This window comes from Sulfitobacter sp. S190 (genome assembly GCF_025141935.1).
Classification (GTDB): Bacteria; Pseudomonadota; Alphaproteobacteria; order Rhodobacterales; family Rhodobacteraceae; genus Sulfitobacter.
Window position 1 is genome coordinate 3,500,694 of the sequence record NZ_CP081120.1, and the last position, 15,346, is coordinate 3,516,039.

Sequence of the window (15,346 nt, forward strand, 5' to 3'; positions counted from 1 at the left end):
AACCGGGGTCAGACGGCGAAATCTGCGCGGGCGTATCCCTGAACGAACAAGAGCGCGGTCAGATCGCCATGATTGATACGTACGTCACACTGCGCAGCCACTGATGGCTTAGCGTGCAGCGCCACCCCCATACCGGCCAGTGACAACATCCCCAGATCGTTCGCACCGTCGCCCACGGCAACGACGTCCGAGACCTCTATCCCCAAAGTCTTTGTATAGTGGCGGAGCGCATCGACCTTCGCCTGCTTGCCAAGAATAGGCTCCCCGACAGTACCGGTCAGCAATCCACCCTTGGTCAAAAGGACATTGGCGCGGTTTTCGTCAAAACCAAGAATCGCGGCAACGCTCTGCGTGAACGCGGTAAAGCCACCCGAGACCAGCGCGCTGAACGCCCCTTCGCGCTTCATCGTGCCAAGAAGTACCGGACCGCCGGGCATCAGCTTGATACGGTCGGCCAGCACCTGATCGATCACCATTTCCGGCAATCCCTTCAACAGCCCCACCCGCTCGCGCAGCGCCTCTTCGAAATCCAGCTCTCCGTTCATGGCGCGCGCGGTGATGTCTTTCACACGGTCGCCCACGCCTGCCTCGTCGGCCAGTTCGTCAATACATTCCTGCTGGATCATTGTGCTGTCCATATCGGCAAGCAGCATCTTCTTGCGGCGACCGGCCGACGGGACCACCACAAGGTCGACACCCATATCCTGACAGCTTTGCCAAACCTCTTCGCGGTTGTCGGGCATGGTCTGCAGATCGAACTCCGCGGCCTCATCCGGCGACAGCCAAACAGCATCGCCGCCGCCCCACGCATTGCGCAACGACTCCACCAGTGAGGGATCAAGCGCGGGTTTTTCCGGAGAGGTCAGTAAAATGGCCGTATACATCAAAAGTTTCCGATCAGCGTCAGGGTTGTCGCAAAAAGACGATCAAGCGGCGTTCTAGCCCCGAATAACCGCTTGTGCCAGCGCGCAATGCCCCGTACCCCCGTCCGTGGGACACCCTTCCCCAACGAAGGGCGCATATCTGAGAGGGTAGCATCAATGGCTATTGAACAACCGGCAACGCGGCCGGACAATCCGCGGTTTTCCTCTGGCCCCTGCGCCAAACCCCCCACATTCGAGCTGAATAAACTGTCTGATGCGCCCTTGGGCCGCAGCCACCGTGCCGCACCCGGCAAGGCCAAGCTGCTCGAGGCAATCGAGACCACCCGCGATGTGCTCGGCGTCCCCGCCGATTACCGCATCGGTATCGTGCCCGCGTCCGACACAGGCGCCTACGAGATGGCAATGTGGAACCTGCTGGGCGCGCGGCATGTGGAAATGCTGGCGTGGGAAAGTTTCGGCGCAGGCTGGGTTACAGACGCGTTGAAGCAACTGAAAATCGAGGCCACTGAAAAGACCGCCCCCTACGGCGAAATCGTCGATCTGGCGTCGGTGAATTTCGACAACGATGTGTGCTTTACCTATAACGGGACCACCTCGGGCGTGCGCGTGCCTGCCTCCTTTGACATTCCCGCCGATCGTGCGGGTCTGACCCTGTGCGATGCGACTTCTGCCGCTTTCGCGATGGACCTGCCCTGGGATCGTTTGGACGTCACCACTTTCAGCTGGCAAAAGGTGCTGGGCGGTGAAGCCGCGCACGGCGTCATCATCCTCAGCCCCCGCGCGGTCGAGCGGCTGGAAAGCTACACCCCCGCATGGCCCTTGCCCAAGATTTTTCGCCTGACCAAAGGCGGCAAGCTGATCGAGGGTATTTTCACCGGCGCCACGATCAATACACCGTCGATGCTGTGTGTCGAGGATTACCTGTTCGCGCTGGACTGGGCGAAATCCGTGGGCGGGCTGCAGGGTCTGATCGGTCGGGCGGATGCCAATACCGCCGCGATCACACAGTTTGTCGAAACCCATGACTGGATCGACTTTCTGGCGAATGATCCCGCAACGCGGTCCAACACATCGGTCTGTCTGAAGTTCACCGATGACCGGATCACCGACGGCGCCGCCTTTGCCAAGGCGATTGCGAAGCGTCTGGCCGATGAGGACATCGCGCTGGACATCGGTGCCTACCGCGACGCGCCCGCTGGCCTGCGGATCTGGTGTGGCGCCACGGTCGAAACCTCGGACATCGACGCGATGCTGCCGTGGCTCGCCTGGGCCTTCGAGACCGAAATCAACGCCTGAACAGCGAACGTGCGCGGTGTGCGCGCACGCCCCTCCTCCATGCGCCCAATCGGGCAATCAGAACAAAGGACCACTCACATGGCCCCCAAAGTACTCATCTCCGATAAACTCAGCGCCGCTGCCGTCCAGATTTTCAAGGACCGCGGCATTGACGTCGATTTCCAGCCCGACCTTGGGAAGGACAAGGACAAACTGGCCGAAGTCATCGGCAACTACGACGGGCTTGCGATCCGCTCGGCGACGAAAGTAACGGAAAAAATTCTTGCCAACGCCCCGAACCTCAAGGTCATCGGGCGTGCAGGCATCGGCACCGATAACATCGACAAGGACGCCGCCTCCAAGCAGGGCGTCATCGTGATGAACACGCCCTTCGGTAACATGATCACCACCGCCGAACATGCCATCGCCATGATGTTTGCGGTCGCCCGCCAGATCCCCGAAGCCAGCGCATCGACGCATGCGGGCAAATGGGAAAAGTCCAAATTCATGGGTGTCGAGCTTACCGGCAAAACGCTTGGCGTCATCGGCGCTGGCAACATTGGCGGCATTGTGTGCGACCGTGCCCGCGGGCTCAAAATGAAGGTCGTGGCCTATGACCCCTTCCTCGGCGAAGAGAAAGCACAGAAGATGGGTGTGGAGAAGGTCGAGCTCGACGAGTTGCTGTCGCGCGCCGATTTCATCACGCTGCACGTGCCCTTCACCGAACAGACGGCCAATATCCTGAGCCGTGAAAACCTCGAAAAGACGAAGAAAGGCGTACGCATTGTCAACTGTGCCCGTGGTGGTCTGGTCGATGAAGAGGCGCTGGCCGATCTGCTGAAATCCGGTCATGTCGCTGGCGCTGCGTTTGACGTGTTCAAGGTCGAACCGGCAACGGAAAATCCGCTCTTCAACCTGCCCAACGTGGTGTGCACCCCGCATCTGGGCGCTGCAACAACCGAAGCGCAGGAAAACGTGGCCCTGCAGGTCGCGGACCAGATGGCGGATTACCTGCTGACAGGTGCTGTCAGCAACGCGCTGAACATGCCGTCCGTAACCGCCGAAGAGGCCAAGGTCATGGGGCCGTGGCTGAAGCTGTCCGGGCATCTGGGCGCATTTATCGGGCAGCTCACGGACGAGCCGATCCAAGCGATCAACATCCTGTACGACGGCGTTGTGTCTGATATGAACCTTGCCGCGCTGAACTGCGGCGTTGTTGCGGGCATCATGAAGCGGGCCAACCCCGACGTGAACATGGTCTCTGCACCGGTGGTCGCCCGCGAAAAAGGCATCCAGATTTCAACCACGAACCAGGATAAATCCGGCGCATTCGACGGCTATATCAAGGTCACCGTCGTGACCGACAAGCGCGAGCGTTCGATCGCAGGCACGGTATTTTCCGACGGCAAACCCCGGTTTATCCAGATCAAGGGCATCAACATCGACGCCGAAGTGGGCGAACACATGGTCTATACCACCAACGAAGACGTGCCGGGCATCATCGGGACACTGGGCCAGACCATGGGCGAAAATGGTGTGAATATCGCGAACTTTACGCTCGGCCGTGCAGACGTGAAAGGCGAGGCGATTGCCCTGCTTTATGTCGACGAACCCGTACCGGCACCAATCGTGGCAAAGCTTCACGACACCGGTCTTTTCCAACAGATCAAGCTGCTTGAATTTGACGTAAGCTGATCCGGCAGATACCTCCCTGAACTGGCGCCGCTTTCGTGCGGCGCCTTTTTTGTTAGGACCGTGCCACATGAAAGAAGCGATTTACGCAATCGGAGATATCCACGGCCAGTTGGGTGAGTTGCAGCGGGTCTTGTCCCTGATCGAAGCCGACGGGGGGCCGGACGCCCGCATTGTGTTGCTGGGGGATTACACTGATCGCGGCCCCGACAGCCGCGGCGTGCTGGATCTGCTTGTCGCTGCGCAGAAAGAAGGCCGCAACTGGACCTTTCTCAAGGGCAATCACGACCGGATGTTTGAATGGTTCATGCAGGCCTATCCCAAATACGACGCCTACCTGCCTGTCGAGCTTTCGTGGCTTCATCCGCGACTGGGCGGCGATACGACTTTGGCCTCCTACGGTGTTGATGTCTCACCGCAAGACCGGCAATTGACCATCCACGCGCAGGCGCGCGAGGCCGTACCGCCTGAACATATCGCCTTTCTCAGCTCCCTGCCCCTGAGTGCCGAGAGTGAAACGCATTTTTTCTGCCATGCCGGTGTTTTGCCCGGTGTGCCGTTGGACCGGCAAGACGAGGAAGACCTGCTGTGGATTCGACAGCAGTTTCATAAGGATACACGGCAGCACCCCAAAGTCATCGTGCACGGTCATACGCCCGTCGCGGCGGCGACCGATTATGGCAATCGGATTAATCTGGATGCAGGGGCAGGATATGGCAAACCGCTGGCCGCGGCGGTCTTCGACAAAGGCGGTGTTTTCCAGCTTACCGACCGGGGCCGCCAGCCCCTTCACGTCGAGATCTGAGCCGCCACGCGAGCCAGACCAGCCCCCAGAAAAGGACGCCCAGCGCATGGGCCGACAGTGTGGCCGGTCCCGTAAAGCTGATGAGCCCGACGAGCGTATCCAGAGGGGGCGGCGGCCCGATCACACTCTGGCGCGGCAAACCGTTGAGGATCAGGCGGTAATATTCGTAGTACACCTGCGGCGACAGCCAGACGAAGCCGGAAAACAGCGCCGCCGCGATCGCCAGCCGAAGCGCACCGCGCCGCCCGCGCATGAGAAAAACAGCCGCCGTGGTTATCAGCAGCATCAAAACCGCACTCAGGGCCACAAGCCCCAAGCGGCCGAACAAGCTGAGCGTATAGAAACTGTCGCCGTCGTACATGGGGCGAGGATGCAGCCTTTAGGCCGCTTGCGCCAGTGGTCCCGCAAAAAGCTGGTCGGCGAAGGCGTCGAAATTCAGACCCTGCAGCACCGGCACACCCATATCGCGCAGCTCCGCAATCGCCGCGCGGCTTTCCGGGTCCGGACCCGGACCGGGTTCACGCAGCACCACGGCCCTGACACGACCCGGATGCCGTTTTGCGGCGTCGCGGTACACAAACGCATCGTGCTGGCCCGTATCACCAACGAGCACGTAATCAAGATCGGGGTTGGCCGCCATGAGCGTATCGATGCTGCCGCCTTTGTGATCACCGTGGGTGCCTGAGATGAACTGGTTTTCACCCAGACCCAGATCGCGCAGGAACTTCGGGCCGCGCACCAGTTTCGCGCGACCAAAGATGGTGGCGATGAAGTGGTGCAGGTTCCACGGGCTGGAACTGACGTAGTAAACCGGATTGCGGCCATCGTCCGACAGGGCATCCATGAACCCCACCGCGTCCTTGAAGAGGCGGCGCGTCGTTGCGTTGCCCGTCATCGAAGTCCACAGGTTTTTCCAAAGCGAATACGCGCCCGTGCGCAACATTGTGTCGTCAATGTCCGAGATCACCCCGAAGCGGGCGCTCTTTTCGGGCACGAGAACGGAGCAGGCGGTTTCAACGTTCTTGCCGGGCAAGCGGACCGGTACGGAAATCCAGCCAACGCTGTCATCACGCGGCAGGTTCAGCGTGAAATATCCTTCATCGTCGGATCGTGTCGTCACGCCCTGTGCCGCGACCTCGACATCGGCGACCTCATCCGTCGCGAACAGCGATACCATCTGTTTGAAGTTGGCCCATTTCGACTGTTCCGCCAGTGGCTCGTTGCGGCGCAGGGATGACAGCACCCGCCCGCGGACCACCAGATGTTCAGGCGTGGCGTAGCCGATATAGGGTTCGATGACTTGGCGGGTGTCGCGTTGCCCCTTGATGCTGTCGAGCAGCGATTCCAGCCACCATGCGGACTTGTGCAGTGCTTGTTTTATCATGAAAAGCCAACGCACGTGCGGCGATTTGGTTCAAAGACCGGTCCAGTCCAGGACGACTTTGCCCGATGATCCTGCGCGCATCGCGTCAAATCCGGCTTCGAAGTCCGCAGCGGAAAACCGGTGGGTGATCACGTTGGAGACATCCAGACCATTCTCGAGCATCGCAATCATCTTGTACCAGGTCTCAAAAATCTCGCGTCCATAGACACCTTTGAGCGTGATCGCCTTGAATACGATCCGGCTCCAGTCGACGGGGGATTTGCCCGGTGGAATACCCAGCATCGCGATGCGGCCCCCCATCGTCAGCGCATCGACCATCTGGTCAAGCGCCCGTTGGTTGCCAGACATCTCAAGACCCACGTCAAAGCCCTGTGTCATCCCCAACCGTGCGATCACATCCCGCAAATCCTCCTGTGTTACGTTGACGGGGACGATATCCGCAACCTTTTGCGCCAGTGCCAGCCTGTCGGCGTTGATGTCCGTGATAACCACATGGCGCGCGCCCACATGACGCGCGACTGCCGCGGCCATGATCCCGATGGGGCCTGCGCCGGTGATCAGCACGTCCTCGCCCACCAGATCAAAGCTCAGCGCGGTATGGACGGCATTGCCAAGCGGATCGAGTATGGCGCCGATATCATCGGAAATTCGATCGGGCAGCGGGACAACGTTGAATGCGGGCAGGCGCAAATACTGCGCGAAAGCGCCCTGTTCGTTGACACCGATGCCCCGGGTCGCCGGATCGAGGTGGAATTTTCCGGCGCGGCTTTGACGGGAGTTCTTGCCGATCAGATGCCCCTCGCCCGAACACCGCTGACCCAGTGTCAGTCCTTCGACATTGCGCCCCATCTCGACAATTTCGCCGGCAAACTCATGACCCGTGATCAACGGGATCGGGACCGTCCGGGCGGCCCACGCATCCCAGTTCCAAATGTGTACGTCGGTGCCGCAAATGCCGGTACGGTTGATCTTGATCAAAACATCTTCCGGCCCGATTTCGGGCACCGGAGCCGTGGTACGCCACAGCCCTTCGCGCGGGTAGAGTTTGGCCAGAGCCTGCATCTCATTGCTCATGGCGGCACCGGTCAGATCACGCCGCAGGCTTGGCCCGCGACCTTGAAAGCCGCCAAAGCGCGGTCGAGATCATCGCGCGTCAGTGCTGCGTTCATTTGTGTGCGGATGCGCGCCTGTCCGCGCGGCACGACCGGGAAGAAAAAGCCGCTGACATACACGCCTTCCTCGAAGAGGCGCGCCGCCATATCCTGTGCCAGCTGCGCCTCGCCCAGCATGACAGGTACAATCGGGTGTTCCCCCGGCAACAGATCGAAACCCAGCCGTTCCAGACCCGCCCGCCAATAGGCGGTGTTTTCGAACAAACGGGCGCGCAGATCGTCACCTTGCTCCACCAGCTCCAGCGCCTTGATCCCCGCCGCAACGATCGAGGGCGGCAAGGAATTGGAAAACAGATAGGGGCGCGCGCGTTGCCGGAGCAGATCAATAACCGGCTTCGGCCCGGCAATATAGCCGCCGATGGCACCTCCCAGCGCTTTGCCCAGCGTCCCTGTCAGGATATCGACGTCGACACCTGCATGGGCGGGTGTGCCTGCCCCCTTGGGCCCCATGAATCCGGTCGCATGGCAATCGTCGACCATCACCATGGCATCGTACTTCTGCGCCAGAGCGCTGATTTCATCCAGTTTTGCGAGATAGCCGTCCATGCTGAATACGCCGTCCGTCGCGATCATGATAAATCGCGCACCTTCGTCGCGGGCCAGCTTCAACTGCCCTTCCAGATCGGTCATGTCGCTGTTGGCATAGCGGTAGCGCTTGGCTTTGCACAACCGGATCCCGTCGATGATCGAGGCATGGTTGAGCGCATCGGAAATGATCGCATCTTCCTTGCCGAACAGGGGCTCGAACAGTCCGCCATTGGCGTCAAAGCACGCAGCGAACAGGATCGAGTCGTCCTTGCCCAAAAATGCCGCGAGTTTCTGTTCCAATTTGCGGTGGATGTCCTGCGTGCCGCAGATAAAGCGGACCGAAGCCATGCCGAACCCCTTGGGGCCCATTGCGTTTTGCGCGGCGGCAATCAGGTCGGGATGATCGGCCAGCCCGAGGTAATTGTTGGCACATAGATTGATAACCTCACGGCCCGCGACCTCCACCTGCCCCCCTTGCGGTGACGTTATCAGCCGCTCCCGCTTGAGCATGCCGTCCGCGTCGATTTGCGACAGCGTCGCCGTGACATGGTCCAGATAGCTTTGGGTCATGATGCATCTCCTCTTTCGGAACGCATCTACCATAACGGATCGTCATCCGAAATAGAGGATTTCCTGTATTACGGATTTTTTCTTTTATCTTGGATTTCAGTCAGGCGTCCTGAACGACTAGGAAAGCCCGTACAGGCGCGTCACCTGCGTGAATCGCGTGGGCGACATCGGCCGCGTACCGAGCCGTATCGCCGGGGCCCAGCGCTTGCTGCGCGTCTCCGCTGCGCAGCGTCACACTTCCTTCGATGACGCTCAGGTGTTCGCGTGCACCGCGGGTATGGGGCTGACTTTCGAGCCGCCCGCCCGCACCGATCAGCAGTTCGTAAACCTCATGCCGTCCTGCTTCCTCCGGCGGGGACAGGATGCGGATGCGGCACGACGCACCAAGATTATCTATGGTTGGCACATCATCCGACCGCAGGATCTCGATCCGCGCTGGTTCTGCCGCGCCATCGAGCAATCCCGCAAAATCGACCTGCAGCGCGCGGGTCAGGTTCCAAAGGGTCGCGATGGTCGGGCTGCTTTCGCCCCGCTCAATCTGACTTACCATTGACCGGCTGACGCCAGACAGCTTTGCCACGGCATCGAGCGACAACCCCTGCGCCCGCCGTGCATCTTTCAGGCGGGTCGGCAGCTGGGTCAGGATAGCGTCGTCATTTTCCGTCATGACGGATATGTCGCCGTCCGCGTCAGCGGTGTCAAGCATCGCTGACGGAACGTCTCTACTGACAAGGCCGGATCGGGACCGCATAGTCAGGGCAACCTAACAGGGAGAGAGATCATGGCTGACGATATCGTCATTCTGGGCGGCGCGCGGACCGCTATCGGCACCTTTGGCGGTGCGTTGGCGGGCACGGCGCCGACGGCGCTGGCGGCGGGTGTAACGCAAGCGGCGCTGGAGCGTGCGGGCGTGGCGGCGGACAAGGTGGGCCATGTGGTCTTTGGCCATGTCATCAACACCGAACCGCGCGACATGTATCTCAGCCGTGTTGCGGCGATGGATGCGGGTGTGCCCGAAACCGTGCCTGCCATGAACGTCAACCGGCTGTGCGGCTCAGGGGTTCAGGCGTTCGTTTCGGCGACGCAATCATTGATGCTGGGCGATAGCGATTTTGCGGTTGCGGGCGGCGCCGAAAACATGAGCCGGTCGCCCTTTATCATGCCCGCCGCGCGCTGGGGCCAAAAGATGGGGGACGTCAAGACGCTGGACATGATGCTGGGGGCGCTGAACTGCCCGTTTGGCACAGGCCACATGGGCGTCACGGCCGAGAATGTGGCAGCCGAACACGACATCACGCGCGACCAGCAGGACGCCTTTGCGATGCAAAGCCAGGAACGCGCGGCAGCGGCGATCGAGGCGGGATATTTCGCCGATCAGATCGTTCCGGTCGAGGTCAAGAAGGGCCGTGAAACTGTTTCTTTTCAGGTAGATGAACACCCCAAGGCGACATCGCTTGAGCAGCTGGGCAAGCTGCGGGCGGTGTTCCAGAAAGACGGGTCGGTGACGGCGGGGAACGCCAGCGGAATCAACGACGGGGCGGCGGCGATCGTGCTGGCGCGCGCGGGTGCTGCAGAGGCTGCGGGCCTTACGCCGCGGGCGCGGGTGATCGGCTATGCCCACGCGGGTGTGCGGCCACAGGTCATGGGCATCGGACCCATCCCCGCGGTACAGAATCTGCTGGAAAAAACCGGCCTCAAGGCATCGGATTTCGATGTGATCGAGAGCAACGAAGCCTTTGCATCCCAAGCACTTGCGGTGAGCAAGGCGCTGGATTTCGACCCTGCGAAGGTGAACCCGAACGGCGGTGCGATTGCGCTGGGTCATCCGGTGGGCGCGACGGGGGCGATCATTACCGTCAAGGCGCTGTATGAGCTGGAACGGACGGGCGGAAAACGCGCGTTGATCACCATGTGCATCGGCGGCGGGCAAGGTATCGCACTGGCAATCGAGCGCCTTTAGGCGGCATACACCGCGCGTACACAGCGCGTGCACAAAGGCGTCATACACTTGTGTGACGCCTTTTTCGTATCTTCAAAACTCAGAAAATCGCGTCCAGCAGCGCGATCAGCAGCGACGCGACACCGGCACCGACAACCGCCGACAGCATCAGCCACCGCTTGAACGGTCTGGCCGCGGGTTCGGGTGTTTCGGCCTGGCGGATCAACGCCGCCTCGACCAAGGCGGGCAGACGCGGGCCGAATCGCGACAGCACGCGCGCCGTGCGAGTGAGATCGGAAATCACCGCCTTCGGGCCGATGGATTTGGTGATGTAGTCGGTCACGATGGGCGCTGCGACCTGCCAGATGTTCATCTGGGGATTGAGCGACCGCGCGACACCTTCGACCACGACCATCGTGCGCTGCAACAGGATCAGTTCGGTGCGGGTTTCCATGCCGAAGCGTTCGGTGACCTCGAACAGATAGGCGAGCAGCCGGCCCATCGAAATGCGGCTGGCATCCATGCCGAAAATCGGCTCGCCCACGGCACGCAGGGCGCGGGCAAATTCATCGACGTTCTTGTCGGCGGGCACGTATCCGGCTTCGAAGTGGACTTCGGCAACCCGCTGGTAGTCGCGGCGGATGAAGCCGTAGAGAATCTCGGCGTAGACGCGACGGGTGTATTCGTCGATGTGCCCCATGATGCCGAAGTCGAGCGCGATGATATTGCCATTCGCCGCGACCTTGAGATTGCCCTGATGCATGTCGCCGTGGAAATAGCCGTCGCGTAGGGCGTGCTGCAGGAACAGCGCGAGTATCCGTTCGGACAGTTCGATCCGGTCGTGGCCCGCGGCATCGAGCGCGTCGTTGTCGCCGATCTGAATGCCTTCGGCCCAGCCAAGGGTCATGACGCGCCGGGCCGAATGATCCCATTTGACGGCGGGCAATTCGAAACCGGGGTCATTTTCGGTGTTGGCAGCATATTCGGAGGCGGCGGCGGATTCGAGACGCAGATCGAGTTCGCCGCGCACCACGCCATCGAAATGTTCGATCACGTCCATCGGCCGCAACCGGCGCGAGCCGGGCGAGAAGAGTTCGACCATACGCGCGGCGAGATAGAAGGCGTCCACATCCTTGCGGAAGGCTTTTTCGATACCGGGCCGCAAGACCTTGACCGCGACGTCTTCGCCCGTGTCGGCGAGACGGGCGCGGTGGACCTGTGCGATGGAAGCCGCGGCGACGGGTTCGGAGAATTCGGAAAAGATGGTGTCGACGGGCTGGCCCAGTTCACGGGCCACTTCGGCCTTGGCCGTTTCAATGTCGAAAGGGGGCAGTTTGTCCTGCAGCACGCGCAATTGCAGCGCCATGTCGGGGCCAACCACGTCGGGCCGCGTTGACAGGATTTGCCCGAATTTGATGTAGGCGGGGCCGAGGGCCACCAGCGCACGTGTCGCGGCGGGCTGTTTCGGGTCGCCCTTGTAGCCGAGCGGTTTGAACGGGATCGCCAGCGTGCGGGCCAGCAGGCGCACGGGTTTGGGCGCCTCGAATGCATCGAGCACGGCGTTCATCGCGCCGGTACGCTCCAGCGTGGCGCCCGTGCGGATCAGCCGCCAGATGTTGTGCGGTCCGCGCATGTCAGATTTTCCAGCCCGAATGAAGGGCGGCGATGCCCATGCTGAGATTGCGGTATTTCGCGTTCTCGAACCCCGCTTTGCGCACCATGCCGAGGAACGTGTCCTGATCGGGGAAGTTGCGGATCGATTCGACGAGATACTGGTAGCTGTCGCGGTCGTTCGCGATCAGTTGCCCCATGCGCGGGATCACGTTGAAGCTGTAGAGATCATAGGCCTTTTGCATCGCGGGGTTGGGCAGCTGGCTGAATTCCAGCACCATCAGGCGGCCACCGGGTTTAAGCACGCGGTAGGCTTCGTTCAGGGCCTCCTGCGGGCGGGTCACGTTCCGGATGCCGAACGAGATGGTGTAGACGTCAAAGCTGTTCGCGTCGAAGGGCAGCGCCATCGCGTCGCCCACCACCCAGTCGAGACTGTCGGCCATGCGGTCGGCCTCGGCGCGCTTGCGGCCCTCGACCAGCATGCCTTCGGTGAGATCGCAGACGGTGGCGTGACCGTGGCCCGCCCGGCCCAGGAATTTGAACGCCACATCACCGGTGCCCCCCGCCACATCCAGCAGGCGCTGGCCGGGGCGCGGCGCGAGCCAGTCCATCATCGCCTCTTTCCAGATGCGGTGGATGCCCACGCTCATCACGTCGTTCATGATATCGTATTTGTTGGCCACATCATTGAACAGGGTGCGGACCTTTCCGGCTTTTTCCTCTTCGCGGATGGTTTCAAAGCCGAAGTGCGTCGTCTTGTCAGTCATGTGATGGGGTCCTGATCTTGTCTCGTGTCAGATATAGCCTCAGATAGGCGGGTGCAAACTGCCAATTGCCGCAGCCCGAGGAGAGCGTGATGCCAGAACTGCCCGAAGTGGAAACCGTGCGCCGGGGATTGGCCCCCGCGATGGAGGGTGTGGTAATCGCGCAGGCGGATGTGAACCGCCCCGATCTGCGCTGGCCGTTCCCGCCCGATATGGCCGCGCGGCTGACGGGCCAGCGGGTGGAGCGCCTGCGGCGGCGGTCGAAATACATCCTTGCCGATCTGAGCGGCGGCGAGACACTGCTGGTGCATCTGGGCATGTCGGGGCGCATGTTGGTGTCGGGCGATCCGCTGGGCCAGTTCGTGCATGACCATCCGGCGGCCCAGAAACACGACCACGTTGTCCTGCATATGGAGAACGGCGCGCGCATCACGTTCAACGACCCGCGCCGCTTTGGTGCGATGGACCTGATGGACACCGCAACCGCCGACGATCACAAGCTGCTGGCGGTGCTGGGGCCCGAGCCGCTGAGCAATGATTTCAACGAAGCGATTCTGGTGGCGGCCTTTGCCGGACGCACCACACCGGTGAAATCCGCGCTGCTGGATCAGCGTATCGTTGCAGGATTGGGCAATATTTACGTCTGCGAGACGCTTTTTCGGGCGAAAATCAGCCCGCGACGTAAGGTCGGAAATATCGCCGCTACACGCGTTGCGGGAATGGTTCCGATCATCCGCGACGTGCTGGCCGAGGCGATCGAAGCGGGTGGTTCCAGTCTGCGCGATTTCCGGCAAGCCGATGGAGAGCTTGGATATTTTCAGCATTCCTTTGACGTCTATGGCCGCGAGGGACAGCCCTGCAAGCGGGAGGGATGCGGGGGAACGGTGGCGCGGATTGTGCAGTCGGGTCGGTCATCTTTCTACTGCCGGGTATGTCAAAGATAGCTTGAACCGCTTTGACCGCGTGATATGCACGAACGTCTGAGCAACAACAAAGGGCCACCTTACATGGCTTATGAAACGATCATCCTCGATGTCGACAACCACGTGGCCCTGATTACGCTTAATCGGCCCGATGCGCTGAACGCGTTGAATGATCAGCTGATGTCCGAGCTGGCCGACTGTCTGAAGGGCTGTCAGGACAACGAGAAGGTGCGCTGCATCGTCATCACCGGATCGGAGAAGGCTTTTGCCGCGGGCGCCGACATCGCGATGATGAAGGACAAGTCCTTTGTCGATGCGTTCGCGGGCGATCTGTTCACGCAGGAAACCGACCAGATCATGCGCGTGCGCAAGCCGATCATCGCGGCGGTGTCGGGCTATGCGTTGGGCGGGGGCTGTGAGCTGGCGATGATGTGCGATTTCATCATCGCGTCGGAAAGCGCCAAGTTCGGCCAGCCCGAGATCAATCTGGGCGTGGTGGCCGGCATTGGCGGCACCCAGCGTCTGACCCGCATCGTGGGCAAGTCCAAAGCGATGGACATGAACCTGACGGGCCGCTTCATGGATGCCGAAGAGGCAGAGCGTTCGGGGCTGGCCAGCCGTGTCGTGCCGATCAAGAAGCTGATGGACGAAGCGATGGGCGCCGCACAGAAGATTGCCGAGAAATCGATGATTTCGGTCATGGTCGTGAAGGAAGCGGTCAACCGCGCCTATGAGGTGCCGCTGCGCGAAGGTCTGCTGTTCGAGCGTCGGATGTTCCATTCGCTGTTTGCGACAGAAGATCAGGCCGAAGGCATGGGCGCTTTCCTCGAAAAACGCGAAGCGCAGTTCCGCGATCGCTGAGACGGCGGGGCAATGCGCCCCCGCCCTTTACATCCCTTGGCAATTGCCGCTATAGGCAGCGCCAGACATGCGCGTGCAGCCCGCTCAGGCTAGAATCACCTACCGGTTGGTCCGGTCCGGGTTTGGCTATGCGCTACCTATATTAATTCGGAATTCACGGAAGGTGATCTCACATGGCAAACTCCCCACAGGCGAAGAAACGCGCCCGTCAGAACGAAAAGCGTTTTGCGGTCAACAAAGCACGTCGTTCGCGCATCCGCACGTACCTGCGCCAGGTCGAAGAAGCGATTGAATCGGGCGACAAGGACAACGCGGCAGCCGCACTGAAAGCGGCACAGCCCGAGCTGATGCGCGGCGTCACGAAAGGCGTATTCCACAAGAACACGGCATCGCGCAAAATGTCGCGTCTGGCCGCACGGGTCAAAGCCCTGGGCTGATTCCAGCGTCAAAATGATTCTTGAAGGCGTCGCATTTTGCGGCGCCTTTTTGCTTTCTGTGGCCGTTCTGCACAGCCGCAGAGATTCTTTTCCAGCAATCCCAGAGTCAACAAATAGTTTGTGTTGAAAGGGCCGCTGACCCCTTGCTACGAAGGCTGTGCGATTCACATCGCGGGGGGACAGGCCCACACGTTCCGTCGGTATATTGCTAGAGGTATCGATCAAACGAAGGGCGCTTCCTTGCATCCGGAAGAGGTGCATCACGAAGTCTGCGGATTGTGCTGCCAGCACATTTGCCTGTCACGAAATATACCGAACGGTGGCGTTCGGAGCGTCGACGTGCACCTGCACACCGGGCGCCCCTGCCACTTTAGTTGTTAAGACGTCCGAAGGACTGTGGCCGGATACCGATGGGACCGGACTGGCCGCGCTATGTCATTTGGAGGGCTTGTTGGGATGTATGCCGCGGGGGCGGCTTTGTTGAAGGGCGGAATGTTGTAC

The 15,346-nt window shown here is 60.9% G+C and carries 15 protein-coding genes; 7 read left to right on the forward strand and 8 right to left on the reverse strand.

Translation table 11 applies throughout. From position 1 onward, the window contains the following. Nucleotides 1-8 precede the first annotated feature (8 nt). On the reverse strand, nucleotides 9-884 hold the full coding sequence (gene serB / locus K3756_RS17440) for a phosphoserine phosphatase SerB (RefSeq protein WP_259989636.1): 876 nt from the start codon (nucleotides 882-884) through the stop codon (nucleotides 9-11). 156 nt (nucleotides 885-1,040) lie between these two features. Between serB and K3756_RS17445 the strand changes: the two genes are divergently transcribed. The 3 genes from K3756_RS17445 (at nucleotide 1,041) to K3756_RS17455 (ending at nucleotide 4,656) form a co-directional block, all read left to right on the forward strand. Next, nucleotides 1,041-2,180 carry a phosphoserine transaminase gene (locus K3756_RS17445; protein WP_259989638.1) on the forward strand — a complete coding sequence of 380 codons (1,140 nt, stop codon included), beginning with the start codon at nucleotides 1,041-1,043 and terminating at the stop codon, nucleotides 2,178-2,180. Between the two features lie 78 nt (nucleotides 2,181-2,258). Beyond that, the gene (gene serA / locus K3756_RS17450) at nucleotides 2,259-3,854 is read left to right on the forward strand and encodes a phosphoglycerate dehydrogenase (RefSeq protein ID WP_259989641.1); all 1,596 of its coding nucleotides are present in this window, start codon (nucleotides 2,259-2,261) and stop codon (nucleotides 3,852-3,854) included. A 67-nt stretch (nucleotides 3,855-3,921) separates the two neighbouring features. Continuing rightward, nucleotides 3,922-4,656 (forward strand): metallophosphoesterase family protein, encoded by a 735-nt coding sequence (locus K3756_RS17455; RefSeq protein ID WP_259989643.1) that lies wholly within the window; start codon nucleotides 3,922-3,924, stop codon nucleotides 4,654-4,656. On the opposite strand, the gene K3756_RS17460 is transcribed toward K3756_RS17455, so the two are convergent. From K3756_RS17460 to K3756_RS17480, 5 genes are all read right to left on the reverse strand, one after another. Next, complete coding sequence (locus K3756_RS17460; protein WP_259989645.1) at nucleotides 4,616-5,017, reverse strand: hypothetical protein; 402 nt, start codon at nucleotides 5,015-5,017, stop codon at nucleotides 4,616-4,618. The two genes, K3756_RS17455 and K3756_RS17460, sit on opposite strands and share 41 nt — an antisense overlap. A gap of 18 nt (nucleotides 5,018-5,035) precedes the next feature. After that, entirely contained in the window at nucleotides 5,036-6,040 is a 1,005-nt protein-coding gene (locus K3756_RS17465) for an App1 family protein (protein WP_259989647.1), read from the reverse strand. 30 nt (nucleotides 6,041-6,070) lie between these two features. Next, nucleotides 6,071-7,114 carry an L-threonine 3-dehydrogenase gene (tdh, locus tag K3756_RS17470; RefSeq protein ID WP_259989650.1) on the reverse strand — a complete coding sequence of 348 codons (1,044 nt, stop codon included), beginning with the start codon at nucleotides 7,112-7,114 and terminating at the stop codon, nucleotides 6,071-6,073. 11 nt (nucleotides 7,115-7,125) lie between these two features. Then, nucleotides 7,126-8,310: a glycine C-acetyltransferase gene (locus tag K3756_RS17475; RefSeq protein ID WP_259989652.1), complete on the reverse strand. Its 1,185-nt coding sequence runs from the start codon at nucleotides 8,308-8,310 to the stop codon at nucleotides 7,126-7,128. Nucleotides 8,311-8,410: 100 nt separating this feature from the next. Next, nucleotides 8,411-8,977, reverse strand: coding sequence for a helix-turn-helix domain-containing protein (locus tag K3756_RS17480; protein ID WP_259993603.1), 567 nt, complete (start codon nucleotides 8,975-8,977; stop codon nucleotides 8,411-8,413). Between the two features lie 114 nt (nucleotides 8,978-9,091). Between K3756_RS17480 and K3756_RS17485 the strand changes: the two genes are divergently transcribed. Beyond that, nucleotides 9,092-10,270: an acetyl-CoA C-acyltransferase family protein gene (locus tag K3756_RS17485; protein WP_259989654.1), complete on the forward strand. Its 1,179-nt coding sequence runs from the start codon at nucleotides 9,092-9,094 to the stop codon at nucleotides 10,268-10,270. A 79-nt stretch (nucleotides 10,271-10,349) separates the two neighbouring features. Here K3756_RS17485 and ubiB read toward each other — a convergent pair whose 3' ends face one another. Then, nucleotides 10,350-11,882, reverse strand: a complete 1,533-nt coding sequence (gene ubiB / locus K3756_RS17490) for a 2-polyprenylphenol 6-hydroxylase (RefSeq protein ID WP_259989656.1) — start codon at nucleotides 11,880-11,882, stop codon at nucleotides 10,350-10,352. A gap of 1 nt (nucleotide 11,883) precedes the next feature. Continuing rightward, nucleotides 11,884-12,627, reverse strand: a complete 744-nt coding sequence (gene ubiE, locus K3756_RS17495; RefSeq protein ID WP_259989658.1) for a bifunctional demethylmenaquinone methyltransferase/2-methoxy-6-polyprenyl-1,4-benzoquinol methylase UbiE — start codon at nucleotides 12,625-12,627, stop codon at nucleotides 11,884-11,886. An 89-nt stretch (nucleotides 12,628-12,716) separates the two neighbouring features. Here ubiE and mutM point away from each other — a divergent pair, with 89 nt between their 5' ends. The 3 genes from mutM to rpsT all read left to right on the forward strand — a co-directional run bounded on the left by mutM (nucleotide 12,717) and on the right by rpsT (nucleotide 14,845). After that, entirely contained in the window at nucleotides 12,717-13,568 is an 852-nt protein-coding gene (gene mutM, locus K3756_RS17500; RefSeq protein ID WP_259989660.1) for a bifunctional DNA-formamidopyrimidine glycosylase/DNA-(apurinic or apyrimidinic site) lyase, read from the forward strand. Between the two features lie 63 nt (nucleotides 13,569-13,631). After that, nucleotides 13,632-14,408, forward strand: coding sequence for an enoyl-CoA hydratase (locus K3756_RS17505; RefSeq protein ID WP_259989662.1), 777 nt, complete (start codon nucleotides 13,632-13,634; stop codon nucleotides 14,406-14,408). Between the two features lie 173 nt (nucleotides 14,409-14,581). Beyond that, nucleotides 14,582-14,845, forward strand: coding sequence for a 30S ribosomal protein S20 (gene rpsT, locus K3756_RS17510; protein WP_259989664.1), 264 nt, complete (start codon nucleotides 14,582-14,584; stop codon nucleotides 14,843-14,845). Nucleotides 14,846-15,346 lie beyond the last annotated feature (501 nt).

Coding starts and splice junctions, on each gene's coding strand:
- K3756_RS17505 (WP_259989662.1), top strand. CDS start 13,632: ATGGCTTATGAAACGATCATCCTCGATGTCGACAACCACGTGGCCCTG.
- K3756_RS17480 (WP_259993603.1), bottom strand. CDS start 8,977: ATGACGGAAAATGACGACGCTATCCTGACCCAGCTGCCGACCCGCCTG.
- K3756_RS17465 (WP_259989647.1), bottom strand. CDS start 6,040: ATGATAAAACAAGCACTGCACAAGTCCGCATGGTGGCTGGAATCGCTG.
- tdh (WP_259989650.1), bottom strand. CDS start 7,114: ATGAGCAATGAGATGCAGGCTCTGGCCAAACTCTACCCGCGCGAAGGG.
- ubiE (WP_259989658.1), bottom strand. CDS start 12,627: ATGACTGACAAGACGACGCACTTCGGCTTTGAAACCATCCGCGAAGAG.
- K3756_RS17460 (WP_259989645.1), bottom strand. CDS start 5,017: ATGTACGACGGCGACAGTTTCTATACGCTCAGCTTGTTCGGCCGCTTG.
- K3756_RS17475 (WP_259989652.1), bottom strand. CDS start 8,310: ATGACCCAAAGCTATCTGGACCATGTCACGGCGACGCTGTCGCAAATC.
- mutM (WP_259989660.1), top strand. CDS start 12,717: ATGCCAGAACTGCCCGAAGTGGAAACCGTGCGCCGGGGATTGGCCCCC.
- serA (WP_259989641.1), top strand. CDS start 2,259: ATGGCCCCCAAAGTACTCATCTCCGATAAACTCAGCGCCGCTGCCGTC.
- K3756_RS17455 (WP_259989643.1), top strand. CDS start 3,922: ATGAAAGAAGCGATTTACGCAATCGGAGATATCCACGGCCAGTTGGGT.
- serB (WP_259989636.1), bottom strand. CDS start 884: ATGTATACGGCCATTTTACTGACCTCTCCGGAAAAACCCGCGCTTGAT.
- ubiB (WP_259989656.1), bottom strand. CDS start 11,882: ATGCGCGGACCGCACAACATCTGGCGGCTGATCCGCACGGGCGCCACG.
- K3756_RS17445 (WP_259989638.1), top strand. CDS start 1,041: ATGGCTATTGAACAACCGGCAACGCGGCCGGACAATCCGCGGTTTTCC.
- K3756_RS17485 (WP_259989654.1), top strand. CDS start 9,092: ATGGCTGACGATATCGTCATTCTGGGCGGCGCGCGGACCGCTATCGGC.
- rpsT (WP_259989664.1), top strand. CDS start 14,582: ATGGCAAACTCCCCACAGGCGAAGAAACGCGCCCGTCAGAACGAAAAG.